General features: G+C 65.6%; 15 protein-coding genes and 3 pseudogenes. 9 read left to right on the top strand and 9 right to left on the bottom strand.

The annotated features are described in order from the left end of the window. The first annotated feature begins 81 nt into the window (after window positions 1-81). Together secB and ROV95_RS03810 are read left to right on the top strand one after the other, a co-directional pair. Window positions 82-600 carry a protein-export chaperone SecB gene (gene secB / locus ROV95_RS03805; protein WP_005407596.1) on the top strand — a complete coding sequence of 173 codons (519 nt, stop codon included), beginning with the start codon at window positions 82-84 and terminating at the stop codon, window positions 598-600. A 20-nt stretch (window positions 601-620) separates the two neighbouring features. Further along, on the top strand, window positions 621-1,646 hold the full coding sequence (locus ROV95_RS03810) for an NAD(P)H-dependent glycerol-3-phosphate dehydrogenase (RefSeq protein WP_312543125.1): 1,026 nt from the start codon (window positions 621-623) through the stop codon (window positions 1,644-1,646). A gap of 145 nt (window positions 1,647-1,791) precedes the next feature. On the opposite strand, the pseudogene ROV95_RS03815 reads toward ROV95_RS03810, so the two are convergent. Beyond that, a pseudogene (locus tag ROV95_RS03815) lies at window positions 1,792-2,079 on the bottom strand (DUF4440 domain-containing protein); the annotation flags it as partial. A 59-nt stretch (window positions 2,080-2,138) separates the two neighbouring features. On the opposite strand from ROV95_RS03815, the gene ROV95_RS03820 reads away from it, so the two are divergent. Beyond that, window positions 2,139-2,813: an Ivy family c-type lysozyme inhibitor gene (locus tag ROV95_RS03820; protein WP_111097751.1), complete on the top strand. Its 675-nt coding sequence runs from the start codon at window positions 2,139-2,141 to the stop codon at window positions 2,811-2,813. 13 nt (window positions 2,814-2,826) lie between these two features. Here the strand turns inward: ROV95_RS03820 and ROV95_RS03825 are convergent, their stop codons facing one another. From ROV95_RS03825 to ROV95_RS03845, 5 genes and pseudogenes are all read right to left on the bottom strand, one after another. After that, entirely contained in the window at window positions 2,827-3,201 is a 375-nt protein-coding gene (locus ROV95_RS03825; RefSeq protein ID WP_069138124.1) for a hypothetical protein, read from the bottom strand. Window positions 3,202-3,690: 489 nt separating this feature from the next. After that, entirely contained in the window at window positions 3,691-4,722 is a 1,032-nt protein-coding gene (gene arsB / locus ROV95_RS03830; RefSeq protein ID WP_312543129.1) for an ACR3 family arsenite efflux transporter, read from the bottom strand. 8 nt (window positions 4,723-4,730) lie between these two features. After that, complete coding sequence (locus ROV95_RS03835) at window positions 4,731-5,234, bottom strand: arsenate reductase ArsC (protein ID WP_058980263.1); 504 nt, start codon at window positions 5,232-5,234, stop codon at window positions 4,731-4,733. Window positions 5,235-5,270: 36 nt separating this feature from the next. After that, a pseudogene (arsN2, locus tag ROV95_RS03840) lies at window positions 5,271-5,690 on the bottom strand (arsenic resistance N-acetyltransferase ArsN2); the annotation flags it as partial. A 1-nt stretch (window position 5,691) separates the two neighbouring features. Then, on the bottom strand, window positions 5,692-6,021 hold the full coding sequence (locus ROV95_RS03845; RefSeq protein WP_021204021.1) for a metalloregulator ArsR/SmtB family transcription factor: 330 nt from the start codon (window positions 6,019-6,021) through the stop codon (window positions 5,692-5,694). A gap of 17 nt (window positions 6,022-6,038) precedes the next feature. Between ROV95_RS03845 and arsH the strand changes: the two genes are divergently transcribed. Then, a complete protein-coding gene (gene arsH / locus ROV95_RS03850) occupies window positions 6,039-6,767 on the top strand; it encodes an arsenical resistance protein ArsH (RefSeq protein WP_312543131.1) in 729 nt (242 codons plus the stop codon). Window positions 6,768-6,788: 21 nt separating this feature from the next. Here arsH and ROV95_RS03855 read toward each other — a convergent pair whose 3' ends face one another. The 3 genes and pseudogenes from ROV95_RS03855 to ROV95_RS03865 form a co-directional block, all read right to left on the bottom strand. Beyond that, window positions 6,789-7,481: a L,D-transpeptidase gene (locus ROV95_RS03855; protein ID WP_021204019.1), complete on the bottom strand. Its 693-nt coding sequence runs from the start codon at window positions 7,479-7,481 to the stop codon at window positions 6,789-6,791. Between the two features lie 157 nt (window positions 7,482-7,638). Further along, a complete protein-coding gene (locus tag ROV95_RS03860; protein ID WP_005407606.1) occupies window positions 7,639-7,911 on the bottom strand; it encodes a hypothetical protein in 273 nt (90 codons plus the stop codon). Window positions 7,912-8,185: 274 nt separating this feature from the next. Beyond that, window positions 8,186-8,740, bottom strand: a pseudogene (locus tag ROV95_RS03865) (lytic murein transglycosylase); the annotation flags it as partial. A 245-nt stretch (window positions 8,741-8,985) separates the two neighbouring features. Between ROV95_RS03865 and ROV95_RS03870 the strand changes: the two are divergent. The 5 genes from ROV95_RS03870 to ROV95_RS03890 all read left to right on the top strand — a co-directional run bounded on the left by ROV95_RS03870 (window position 8,986) and on the right by ROV95_RS03890 (window position 12,487). After that, window positions 8,986-9,561, top strand: a complete 576-nt coding sequence (locus ROV95_RS03870) for an Ax21 family protein (protein ID WP_021202106.1) — start codon at window positions 8,986-8,988, stop codon at window positions 9,559-9,561. Window positions 9,562-9,684: 123 nt separating this feature from the next. Then, window positions 9,685-10,452: a DUF6597 domain-containing transcriptional factor gene (locus tag ROV95_RS03875; RefSeq protein ID WP_227844210.1), complete on the top strand. Its 768-nt coding sequence runs from the start codon at window positions 9,685-9,687 to the stop codon at window positions 10,450-10,452. 68 nt (window positions 10,453-10,520) lie between these two features. Continuing rightward, the gene (locus tag ROV95_RS03880) at window positions 10,521-10,889 is read left to right on the top strand and encodes a VOC family protein (protein ID WP_312543134.1); all 369 of its coding nucleotides are present in this window, start codon (window positions 10,521-10,523) and stop codon (window positions 10,887-10,889) included. Window positions 10,890-11,010: 121 nt separating this feature from the next. Then, entirely contained in the window at window positions 11,011-11,985 is a 975-nt protein-coding gene (locus ROV95_RS03885) for a Dyp-type peroxidase (protein ID WP_312543136.1), read from the top strand. Between the two features lie 85 nt (window positions 11,986-12,070). Beyond that, window positions 12,071-12,487 (top strand): hypothetical protein, encoded by a 417-nt coding sequence (locus ROV95_RS03890; RefSeq protein WP_312543137.1) that lies wholly within the window; start codon window positions 12,071-12,073, stop codon window positions 12,485-12,487. Window positions 12,488-12,538 lie beyond the last annotated feature (51 nt).

Below are 12,538 nucleotides of genomic sequence, written 5' to 3' on the forward strand. Positions count from 1 at the left end.
CCGGCCTTGTATGGGCCTGATCCCGCCCCCATCGCAGTAATTCGACCATCGTTTTCATTGCATTCATTGGAGTTACTGGAAATGTCCGAAGAGATCACCAACGGCGCTGCTGCGCCGGTCGATGCCGCCACCGGCCCCGCTTTCACCGTCGAGAAGATCTACGTCAAGGACGTCTCCTTCGAGTCGCCGAACGCCCCGACCATCTTCAATGACCAGGTGCAGCCGGAGCTGCAGCTGAACCTGAACCAGCAGGTGCAGCGCCTGGGTGAGAACGCCTTCGAAGTCGTGCTGGCCGTGACCCTCACCTGCCAGGCCGGTGAGCGCACCGCCTACGTGGCCGAAGTGAAGCAGGCCGGCGTGTTCGGCCTGGTCGGCCTGGACCCGCAGTCGATCGACGTGCTGCTCGGCACCCAGTGCCCGAACATCCTGTTCCCGTACGTGCGCCAGCTGATCAGCGACCTGATCCAGGCCGGCGGCTTCCCGCCGTTCTTCCTGCAGCCGATCAACTTCGAAGGCCTGTACGCAGAAACCCTGCGCCAGCGCCAGGAGCAGGGCGACGCACCGTCGCTGGCTGACTCCGAGCCGGCCGGCAACGCCTGATTCCTGCCGCGACGTCACGGATGAGCACTCCCGCTGACAAGATCGCCGTGCTGGGCGCCGGTTCCTGGGGAACCGCGCTGGCCAGCCTGCTCGCACGGCACGGTCACCCGACCGTGCTGTGGGGGCGCGATGCTGCCGTGGTCGACGCCATCGACCAGCGCCACGAGAACCCGCGTTACCTGCCGGGCATCCCGCTGCCGGACAGCCTGCGTGCCACTACCGACCTGGCGTCGGCGGTGGAGGGCGCGGCCTGGATCCTGGTGGTGACCCCCTCGCATGCCTTCGGCGAAACCGTGCGCGCGCTGGCGCCGCTGCGCCCGGCCGGTGCCGGCGTGGCCTGGGCCACCAAGGGCTTTGAGCCCGGTTCGGGCCGCTTCCTGCACGAAGTGGCGCGCGAAGTGCTGGGCGAGGACGTGCCGCTGGCCGTGGTCACCGGCCCGTCGTTCGCCAAGGAAGTGACCCAGGGCCTGCCGACCGCGATCACCGTGCACGGCGACGTGCCCGAGTTCGCGCAGACGGTGGCCGAGGCGATGCACGGCCCGGCGTTCCGCGCCTATACCGGCGACGACATGGTCGGTGCCGAGCTGGGCGGCGCGATGAAGAACGTGCTGGCCGTGGCCACCGGCGTGGCCGATGGCATGCAGCTGGGCCTGAACGCCCGTGCCGGCCTGATCACCCGTGGTCTGAACGAGATGCTGCGCCTGGCCGCTGCGATCGGCGCCAAGCCGGAAACGCTGATGGGTCTGGCCGGGTTGGGCGATCTGGTGCTGACCTGCACCGGCGACCTGTCGCGCAACCGCCGCCTGGGCCTGGCCCTGGGCCGTGGTCAGACGCTGCAGGATGCTGTTCGCCAGATCGGCCAGGTGGTCGAGTCGGTGCAGACTGCCGACGAAGTGATGCGACAGGCGCGCCGCCATGGCATCGACCTGCCGATCTCCGACGGTGTGCGTGCCGTGCTGCATGGCGAGCAGACCCCGGAAGAAGGCCTGCGTGCATTGCTGGCGCGGGAACAGAAACCGGAATATCCGGACACGCTGTTCAAGTGAATCGAAAAACCCCGGCCACGTGCCGGGGTTTTTTTATGTGCGTGCCCTATCCACGCATGTCGTGGATCCAGGACGGATCCCGCTTCTGGTAGCTGCCAACCTTGGTTGGCGCCCGGTAATGCCGGGCCATGCCCGGCGGCATTCATCACCGCGCGCGCGGCCGCGCGTTGCTGTTGTCCATGTCCGATAAAATCAACCACGGCCCATCCCCCTCGCGCTTCAGCATGAGCGTGAACTTGCCGGTATCCCTCACGTTGCTGCCGTAGCTGTACGCACCAATGATGTAGCCCGTGCTGCCCTCCATCGAATACGGCAACGCACGCAGCCGCAACGGACTGCCACCCCGGCCGGCATACACGGCCTCGATCGCGCTGCGGCCGCGCATCGGCAGCTGGTTGCTCTGCAGCACAAAGCCATCTTCGGCGAACAGCGCATTAGAATCACGCGGCCGTCGATTCGGCGGACGCAGCGCAGATCAGACAAGGACACGCGATGAAGATGCGAATCACAGGGATGGCGATGATGGCCGCGCTGCTGGCAGCCTGCGGACAGGCACCGGAGAAGACTGGCGAGGCCGCGCCTGCTGCGGCGCCAGCACCAACCACCGAAGCTCCGGCCGCCACGGCCACGGTGGTCGAGAAGGAACCGTCAATCGAAGACAGCGTGGACCCCGCGGTGTGGGACAGCGAGGGCGAACCGGAAGACCCGGGCGCCGGCGGCGAACTGACCTGCGCGGACAATCCGCTGGCGACCCACTTCTTCACCCTGGTCGGCGGCAGTACCGTGGACGACTGCGGCCGCAAGGACCCGAAGGTGCTGGCCGCGTTCGATGCGCTGATGAAGGGCACGCAGGACGCCGAATCCACTGACAAGGATATGCCGTCGCTGCGCAAGCGCCTGTTGAGCGGACCCAGCGGCCCTGGCGAGCTGGTAGTGCTGCAGGGCGAGCCGTGGTGGTTCTACACCGCCTGCCAGGCCCACGACTGCCCCGGCACCGCGTTGGCGATGCTGTACTCACCCACGCAGGCGAAGATGGTCGGCCGTCTTACCGCGCGCTGCCGTGTGTGGTGGCTGGGCGAGCCGACGGCGGAACAGCGTGAGCAGATCGAACAGCGCCAGCCACTGCAGGATGCCGCGTTGAAGGAAGACAGCGCGCTCTGCGAGTGATGTGGCGCCGGCGTCACCCGTCCGGCTGCATGCGCGCGCTGGCCTGTGCGTTCATCGTCAGGCACGCCATGATCAGCCCTTCCATCACCCGGTCGCCCACGTACTCGGCCTCCGTGCCGTTCTGGCGCACGCGTTCGGCCGCCAGCAGCAGCTCCAGCGTCACACGCTGGCCGGCCAGTGCGCAGTCCGCATCGGCCAGCGCCATGCAACGGCCCGGCATCTGGTGACGCTCCGGCCAGGGTTGGCCATCGGCGGCCGCGCCTTTGCCGATGCGGTGAAGCGTGGCGATGAAGGCGTTCGGGTCGGTCGCAGCCGCGTGCTCTGAGGGCTCACCGCCAGTGGCGGACGAGCGATGCGGATGCAGGCGGGGGAAGTCCGGTGAGGTCATGGCAGTGCTCCGTGCAGGACAGACGGTAGCCGCCACGCAAAGGTGGCGGGCGGAGACGTGGCTCGAAAACCGGGAGATCACGAACAAGACCGGCAGGCGCAAGGCCTCCACGCTCCGCCCGCCATAGCCGGCAGACGGAATGCCAGCCGGCGCCACGCGGGGTGACGCCGGCTGGCAAGCGCAAACAACGTTCGTGATCTAACGGGTTTTCGAGGCCCGGCCACCCATTTTCCGGCGGCCCGCCATCTGTACCGCCGTCGCTGCGCAACGCCAATCAGAAGAGTTGCATTCAACGCTGGATCAAAGACGCTTTTGGCATTTTTGCATGCTGTTAAGCCGTCGCAGACGCAGGCGCCGCAACGTCCGTAGCGGCATGGGGAATATGCGACATGGGTCGAAGTTGATGACGTGGCGTACGGGTACCCCACCAGGCCGATGACGACAGTGCGGGGCGAAGGACGTAAATAGACTTCGGCGCACTCCGGTCTGTCAGTGCTCTTCGCGTCTCTCGTACCAGGCTTGAGTACGGTTTACGATCCGCACCACAGACAACATGACCGGCACCTCGATCAGCACACCAACTACCGTCGCCAGCGCAGCCCCCGAATGCACGCCGAACAGCCCCACCGCGGTGGCAACCGCCAGTTCGAAGAAGTTGCTGGCACCAATCAGTGCTGAAGGGCCGGCCACGCAATGCGCCACGCCCAGGCGACGATTGAGCAGGTAGGCCAGGCCGGAAGTGAAATAGACCTGGATCAGGATCGGCACCGCAATCAGTGCGATCACCAGCGGTTGCTTCACGATCTGCTGGCCCTGGAAGCCGAACAGCAGCACCAGTGTGAGCAGCAGCGCGCACAACGAGACGGGCCCCAGATGGCGAAGCACCCGCTGCAACGCCGCCTCGCCACTACGCATCAGGATCCAGCGCCGCAGCAACGCAGCCAGCAGCACCGGCACCACGATGTAGAGGCCAACGGACAGCAGCAGGGTATCCCACGGCACGGTGATCGCCGACAGGCCCAGCAGCAGTGCAACCACCGGCGCGTAGGCCACCACCATGATCGCGTCGTTCAACGCCACCTGGCTCAAGGTGAAGTTGGCATCGCCACGGCACAGGTTGCTCCACACGAACACCATGGCGGTGCAGGGCGCGGCCGCCAGCAGGATCAGCCCGGCGATGTAGCTGTCGATCTGTGCTGCGGGCAACCAGTCGGCGAAGGCATGGCGCAGGAACAGCCAGCCCAGCAGCGCCATCGAGAATGGCTTGACCGCCCAGTTGATGAACAGCGTTACGCCGATGCCCTTCCAGTGCTGCTGCAACTGGCGCATCGCAGTGAAGTCGACCTTCAGCAGCATCGGGATGATCATCAGCCAGATCAGTACCGCAACCGGCAGGTTGACCTTGGCGATCTCTGCGGATGCCAGCGCGGCAAAAGCACCGGGTAGGAAGTGGCCCAGCAGCGTGCCGACCGCAATGCAAAGCCCGACCCAAAGCGTCAGGTGGCGTTCGAACAGATTCATGCGGGAAGTCACGGCACGCTGTCGGTCGGCTGCAACTGTCCAATCTGATCCAGCGCGTGCTGCAGCGCTTCGCGGTCGGACCACAATGAGTCAGGCAAGGCGAGCAATGCACGCAGTCGCAGCTTCACGATGGCATGGGCCTGCGCGAATGCCGCGGCCTTGTCGGCATCGTTACCCGCTACGGCCGCCGGATCGGGCAGGCCCCAGTGGCTGCGGATGAAGTCACCGAACACCACCGGGCAGGCCTCCGCTGCGGCTGAATCGCATACGGTGATCACCAGGTCCATCGGGGCTGCACCCACGAACTCATCCCACGACTTGCTGCGCAGCCCTTCAATGGGCATTCCTTCGGCCTGCAACTGGGCCAGCGCGAAGGGGTTGATCTGGCCAGTGGGCTGGCTGCCCGCACTGAATGCGCTGAAGCGATCGCCGCCCCAGGCGCGCAGGGTGGCTTCAGCAAGCACGCTGCGGGCGCTGTTGCCGGTGCAGAGGAACAGGACATTGCGGGTCATGTGGCTTCCGTGGTCAGTGAGTGGCTTGGACATGCAAAGCGCGCTGCCCGGGCAGAGACGAGTGAACTCGGCAGAGCTGCGGATCGCCTCCGCTATCTGCGCGCGATCGCATCCGGCATAGCCGTGCCGCGCGAACCACGTGCCTGCCGATGTTGTCAGCAGCACCAGTACCCTGACCTGCATACGGCGGGCCATCTCTTCGGCCGCTGCCAGCAATGCGCGTCCAAGGCCGGTGCCGCGTCGGTCATCAGACACCACCAGGGAGCGGAGCAGCGCCGAGGCGCCGAAAACCTGCAATCCAACGGCGCCCACGGGGACGCCGTCGAGGTCTGCGACGAGAAACACGACCTCGCTGCTTTCCAGATCGGCCACGGGCAACTGCGCCCGCTGCAGAAGGTCTCGGATGCAGGACAGGTCGTCGCGTGTGCCGGCACGAATCACGGGGTCTGGCTTCATCTCAGCACCTGCAGGCCGGTTCGCTTGCCGCGCACTGCTGGTCCGGCGAACCCGCGCAGCAATTGTGCGTCAGGTACTGGATCAAGCCGTTCATCGCATCGAAGTTGGCGCGATAGCAGACATGGCGGCCCTGGCTTTCGCTCTCCACCAGCCCGGCCTGCACCAGCTCCTTCAGGTGGAAGCTGAGCGTGGCTGGAGGCACCTGCAGGGCCGTGGCGATGTCGCCCGCCATGCGCCCTGCCGGGCCAGCCTCCACCAGCAGGCGGAAAGAAGCCAGGCGGGTGGCATGACCGAGCGCGGTGAGGGCGGTGATTGCATTTAACGTTTCCATATTTCTAGAATAATCGAATGAATAAGCCAATCACAAGCCCTGACCTGCCCAATCTGGTGGAATCGTCATTGCCCCAGCCCAATCATCACAAGCTCGCCGCGGCAGATCTGGGGCCGCCACGCATCCTCCTGCTCTACGGCTCGCTGCGGCCGCAGTCCTTCAGCCGCAAGCTGGCGCTCGAAGCCGAGCGATTGCTGCGCCATCTGGGGTGCGAAACCCGCATGTTCGATCCGCATGCGCTGCCCATGCTGGACAGCGTGGACACGAGCCACCCTGAAGTGCAGCGGTTGCGTGCGTGGTCGCAGTGGTCGGAAGGCCAGGTCTGGGTCAGCCCCGAGCGGCACGGCACGGTCACCGGCGTGTTCAAGAACCAGATCGACTGGTTGCCGCTGGAAGATGGCAGCGTGCGGCCCACGCAGGGCAGGACGCTGGCGGTGATGCAGGTGAGCGGCGGCTCGCAGTCGTTCAACACCGTCAACACGTTGCGCGTGCTCGGTCGCTGGATGCGCATGCTGACCATCCCCAACCAGTCATCGGTGGCCAAGGCCTGGCAGGAATTCGATGACGAAGGGCGAATGAAGCCCTCGCCGTACTACGACCGCGTGGTGGATGTGATGGAGGAGCTTGTGAAGTTCACGCTGCTGATGCGAGGGCGGTCGGACTACCTGGTGGACCGCTACAGCGAGAGGAAGGGCGACGCGCTCGCGGCCGCATTGGCGCAGGCTGCTGGCGCTACCGCCTCCTGAGTTCCGCTACGCAAACGCGCTCTATTTGCTCGCGCGCCGCGCGCCCTTCTCGTCTTCTTCCTTCGCATTCCCACGGCTCTGTGCGAACTCCGGGAAGGTCTTCGCGATCGAATCCTTGTCCGGCAGGATGTAGAACACACCGCCCTTCTCGAACGTGGAGTGCACGATCTGCTCGTAGAACGCAGGCGAAACGTTGATGCAACCGTGGGTGACGCGGTTGTCGTCCGGCGAGGGCGATGCCAACCGCTCGGCGCGCTTTTCCTTCGGGCTGCCCGGCGGCAGCGGGTGCATCGAGACTGCGGAATCGTAGTCCACCCACAGCACGCGTCCGGCATCGTCGGACGGGCCGTAACCGCCAATGAAGCGGCCGGCAGGCGTGGTGCGGTCGTGGCCGGGAATCGCGCTCAGTGCGAGCTTGGCGACGCCCGGTGCGGAGTGGTCGCCGATCGCCGACCCAAACAGCGCCGGTGCTGCGCCGCGCAGCTTGCCGTCACCGCCGAAGACCAGAACCTGCGCCGCCGCCTTGTCCATGACCGCAAACGGATAGCCCTGGTTGTCCTTGCTGGCGACCACCCAGCCGGCCAGCTCGATCACTGTTTCGGACACGCTCTGGTCGGGCGGAAGTTCATCAACGGCGGCAATGCGTTGTTCAGGCGCTTCCTTGTCCTTGCCCTTGGCGCTGGCTGCGCCGCTGCACGCAACGGCCAGTGCCAACGCCAGTGCGGCATGGAAGACGCGGCGTGCAGGGGAGGAGGAGGTACGAATGGGACGGCTCCTTGCAATGCAATTCTGGGTGGAAGGATGCCAGTGGCCGGCGAAGGCCACTGGTTCCCGATACAGAGGTGGATCAATTCAAAGGGTGAGAGAGCTATCAGCCGCGCGGCTTGCGACCGGCCGGTGCCCTTTCAAGCTGCTGTACGCGGCCTTCGATCTGGTCCAGACGCTGGTTGGCCTGCTGCGCCGACTGGTTGGCGGACTCGGCACTCTGGGCAGCGCCCTGCACCTTTACGTCGAGCTGATCGAGGCGCGAGTTGATGGTTGCGAACTCGTCCTTGTAGGTGGCGCAAGCGCCGAGGCTTACGGTGGCCACGATGGCGACGGTGATGGCGCGTGCTGCGTTGATGTGCTGCTTGGTCAGTTTCATTTCCAACTCCCTCCTTCGTCTGGGGAAGCTGGAATATAGCGGCGTTTGTTCCCGGCGCTAGCCCGTGCTTTCAGCTGGAATTGGAAGACGTGGAAGCGCCGTGAAGACGTTCGATCAACAAAACTTAACAAGCAGGATCACGCGGGCGGACGTGCATCGGCCGGCTTGCCTTGTGCCTGTTCAGAAGCACGTATTCATCAGCATGAAGCGGATTTCATCGAAGTGCCGTCGGCACCGCCTCGATGCCAGCGCACGCGGGCCGCCACCGGCTGGCTTCCAGCAGCGCCTGATAGAGCAGGGTGGGCTGCTCGACTTCCACGCGTGCACCTGGCTGTTGCACGTGCACGTACTCATGGGCAATCAGGTGCACGAAACGGTCGCCGACATCGGCCTGCATCCAGTCGGCGTCGCACAGCGCTTGCAGTCCAATGACCACGCCTGCTTCGGCGGTCACGCCACCACTGTTGCCGCGGCCCACCAGTACGGTGACCGGGGAAAGCGCCGCAGACGGCAACAAGGTGCCCAGCTGATCGACGGCAGCGGCGACGCGCATGCGGATCGATGGCAATGCTGTCGCGCAGGTTCTCGCTTTCGCAGACAATGCCGGCGTGTCCTGGATGGCCCTGGCCAGCCGCTCCATCGAGCCGATACGGCTGTCGGTGAAGCTGCGCAGAGCGTCTGTGCCAGCATCCAGATAGCCGCGCTGCAGATCGTCGGCACTCGGCTTTCCAGCGCTGGCATCCAGCACATGGAAGAAACGCGTGACATCGTCCGTCTGAATCACGATGCGCGCAGGAGGCTGGCTGCGCTCGGCCGCCTGCAGCATCATCGCAAGGATGATGAGCAGCAGCTCGCGCACCCTACGGCGGGCACGTCCCCGCAACAGCAGTGACGCGGCGGATGTGTGCGGCATGCGGAGTTCCCTGAACGTTGCCCACATTTATATACCAGTCAGTTCAATATTCAGGGTTGATTAGACCCCCTAACGGATAATTCACACCTGTCGATCGCCTCCTCTCTCTCCCCCTCCCGGGAGGCGGCCGACGAAACCAAAATAATTAAAGGTGTGTCCCGATGAACAAGAATTCGCTGCTCGCTCTGGGCCTTCTGGCTGCCCTGCCATTCGCTGCATCGGCAACCGACGGCCTGTCGTACAACTACGTTGAAGGCGGCTACGTGAACACCGACGCCAAGGGCGGCGACGCCGATGGCTGGAAGGTGAAGGGTTCCGTTGCGGTGCACCCGAACTTCCATATCTTCGGCGACTACAGCGCGCAGGAGACCGACAAGTTCAAGAACGATGTCGACCAGTGGCGCATCGGCGCCGGCTACAACTACGGCATCGCACCGAACACCGACCTGGTGGCTCGCGTTGCGTACCAGAAGTACGACATGAAGCACGGCCTGGACTTCAACGGCTACTCCACCGAAGTGGGCGTGCGCACCGCGTTCAACCCGTACGTGGAAGGCTACGTGATGGCCGGCTACGAAGATTTCAGCAAGAAGCACGGTTACAACCCGGACGGCGAGTTCTACGGCCGTGTCGGCGCCACCGCCAAGTTCAACCAGAACTGGGGCCTGAGCGGCGAAGTGAAGCTGGCCAAGGCTGGCGACCGCGAGTGGTTCGTGGGCCCGCGCTTCACCTGGTAACAAACGCCTGCCGTTAGTGCGTGTTGTGCTGGCGTGTGACTCTCTCTCTCTCCCACACGCCAACCGAAGCCCGGCCTCGCGCCGGGCTTCACTTTTATGGGCCCTGTAGCGCGACAATGCGGCATGGGCGACTCTTCCCCCCTCGCAGGTACTGGCACGGCCTACCAGGAGCATCCGGCGCCTGCGCCGCTGCGCGGCCACTTTGGTCAGCTGTGGCAGAGCCAGCTTCCTGACGATGCCGATGGGCACATCACCGTACTGCCCGATGGTTGCGTGGATATCCTCTGGCGCGACGGTGCGTTGTTCGTGGTCGGCCCGGACCGCGTGGCCGCGCACCCGGCGCTGGCACCCGGTGCGCAGGTGCTGGGGGCACGCTTCCGTCCCGGCCAGGCATTGGCCGCGCTGGGCCTGCCCCTGGCCGAGATCATCGGCCAGGCCGTGCCACTGGCCGATCTGAAGGGCGCGTGGGCGAGCAAGGCGGCGGCCTCCATTGGTGACACCGCGCCTGCACAGCGCCTGCAGCGGATGGCGCACTGCCTGCAACAGCATATGGGTGCGTCCGCGCTCGATACCCCGGCGCAGCGTGCACATGCCCTGTTCCAGGCGCTCGCCATTGGTGACGCCACGCTGGATACGCTGGCGGCACGCCTGAGCCTGAGTCCGCGCAGCCTGCGGCGCTTCAGCCAGTCGCAGTTCGGCTACGGCGCCAAGACGCTGGAACGGATCCTGCGGCTGCAACGTTTTCTGCGCCACAGCCGCGCGCTGCCGCAGCACTCCCTGGCGATGCTGGCCGCCGAGGCCGGCTATGCCGACCAGGCCCATCTCAGCCGCGAGGCACGTGAGCTTGCCAGCATGACAGCACGCGAGCTGCGCCTGGAATGGGGCCAATGATGGCCGTTTCGTTCAAGACCGCGATGCCACGTTGATTGAAGCTGGGGCTCCCAACACGGAGCCACGCCATGAGCCACGCCGCATCCCGCGATGCCGAACGCCGCATCGACAACATCGAATTCAACGTCGCCGACATTGCCCGCAGCAAACGCTTCTACGGCGAGGTGTTCGGTTGGCACTTCACCGACTATGGCCCGGTCTACACCGAATTCGACGATGGCCGCCTGAAGGGCGGCTTCGTGGCCGACGTGCCGGTGCGTGTCCACGGAGGGCCGCTGGTGATCGTGTATTGCGCGGACCTGTCCGACGCGCAGCAGCGCGTAGTCGCTGCCGGTGGCGAGGTGGTGCGGGCGGTGTTCGCATTCCCCGGCGGCCGCCGCTTCCACTTCCGCGACCTGGATGGCTACGAGCTGGCGGTGTGGAGCGATCTGGATTGAGTCTTCGTACCATTGCCGGTGGACGGAACGAGAACCGCTCCGTCCACGGTCAGGCGGTTCCGCTATGATCGCCCGCACATCGCCACACGCGACGCGCCCGCCTCAAGCCCGCAGGAATACCGTGAACACCCAGCCCGCCCAGATCACCGCCGTCAACCACACGCTCGACAATGAGCCGCAGCAGATCACCGCGCCACTGACCCATTCGGCGGCGTTCCTGGTGCTGAAGGTGAAGGATGATGAGGCGTCGATCGCCAGGGCGCGCGAGGTGCTGGCCAGCACCGACGACCTGATCAAGAACACCGCCATCCGCGAGATCGAGCGCACCTTCACCTGCAACGTGGCCATTGGTCACCGCGTGTGGAAGCCGCTGGTGGGCACCACGCCGCCGCGTGAGCTGCAGCCGTTCCGCGAGATCAAGGGCGCGACCCACACCGCCGTGTCCACGCCCGGTGACCTGCTGTACCACATCCGTGCACGCACCATGGACCTGATCGTGGCGTTCGAGCGCAACCTGCTGATGGCCTTCGGCGATGCGGTGGAAGCGGTCGATGACGTGGCTGGCTTCCGCTATTTCGATGGCCGCGACCTGCTCGATTTCGTCGACGGCACCGCCAACCCGGAAGGGCTGTCGCTGCCGGAAGCCACGATCGTGGGTGAGGAAGACCCGGAACATGCCGGCGGAAGCTACGTGGTGGTGCAGAAGTACCTGCACAATCTCGATGCCTGGCGCGCGCAGAAGACCGAGGCGCAGGAGGCGATCATCGGCCGCACCAAGCACGACAACATCGAGCTGGACGATGCACCGGCCGATGCGCAGAAGTCGCACAAGACCCTGTGCACCATCGAGGACGCCGACGGCGAGCATGAGATCCTGCGCGACAACATGCCGTTCGCCAACCCGGGCCGCGGCGAATACGGCACCTACTTCATCGGCTACACGCGCCGCCTGTGGGTGATCGAGAAGATGCTCGAGCGCATGTTCATCGGCAATCCCGCGCCACTGCACGACCGCATCCTTGATTTCTCCACCGCCACCACCGGCGTGACCTTCTTCGCGCCCTCGCGCAAAGTGCTGGCCGATCTGGGCGATTGATCGCGCCGGGCAGCGGCGACCGCCATCTGCCTGTCATCTTCCGCCCCGACCATCTGCTGTTGGATGCGAGTGCAGGAGGCAGGCGATGGCGATGGCAAGGAACACAACCGGTGCACGCCGCTGGTGGCGGCCGCTGGCCGCGGTGTTCGGTGCGCTGGTACTGGGGAGCGCGGCGGTGTCCGCGCAGGACGCCCCTGCGCATTGGATGGCCTACGCCGCTGCGGTCGGTGGCCAGCTGCAGCAGCGCCTGCAGCAGGAGCAGGACCCGCAGGCGCAGCGCGTGCTGGAATGGCTGCAGGCACATCCGGACGCACCGACGCCGCTGCCGGTGAGCGTGTGGATCGCTGCGGATGGCCGCATCTCGAAGCTGGAATTCGACAGCCTGGGTGACGCCCAGGTCGACGCAGACCTGCGCGCGACGCTGCAGGCCGCGCCGTTGCTGGCAGCCCCGCCGGCGGACATGCGCCAGCCGCTGCGATTGGGTCTGGTGCTTGACCGGTAGATCCACGCCATGCGTGGATGGGCCTACCGGTGACCCTTCAGCCACGCATGG

The organism is Stenotrophomonas maltophilia group sp. msm1 (assembly GCF_032025805.1).
GTDB lineage: Bacteria > Pseudomonadota > Gammaproteobacteria > Xanthomonadales > Xanthomonadaceae > Stenotrophomonas > Stenotrophomonas hibiscicola.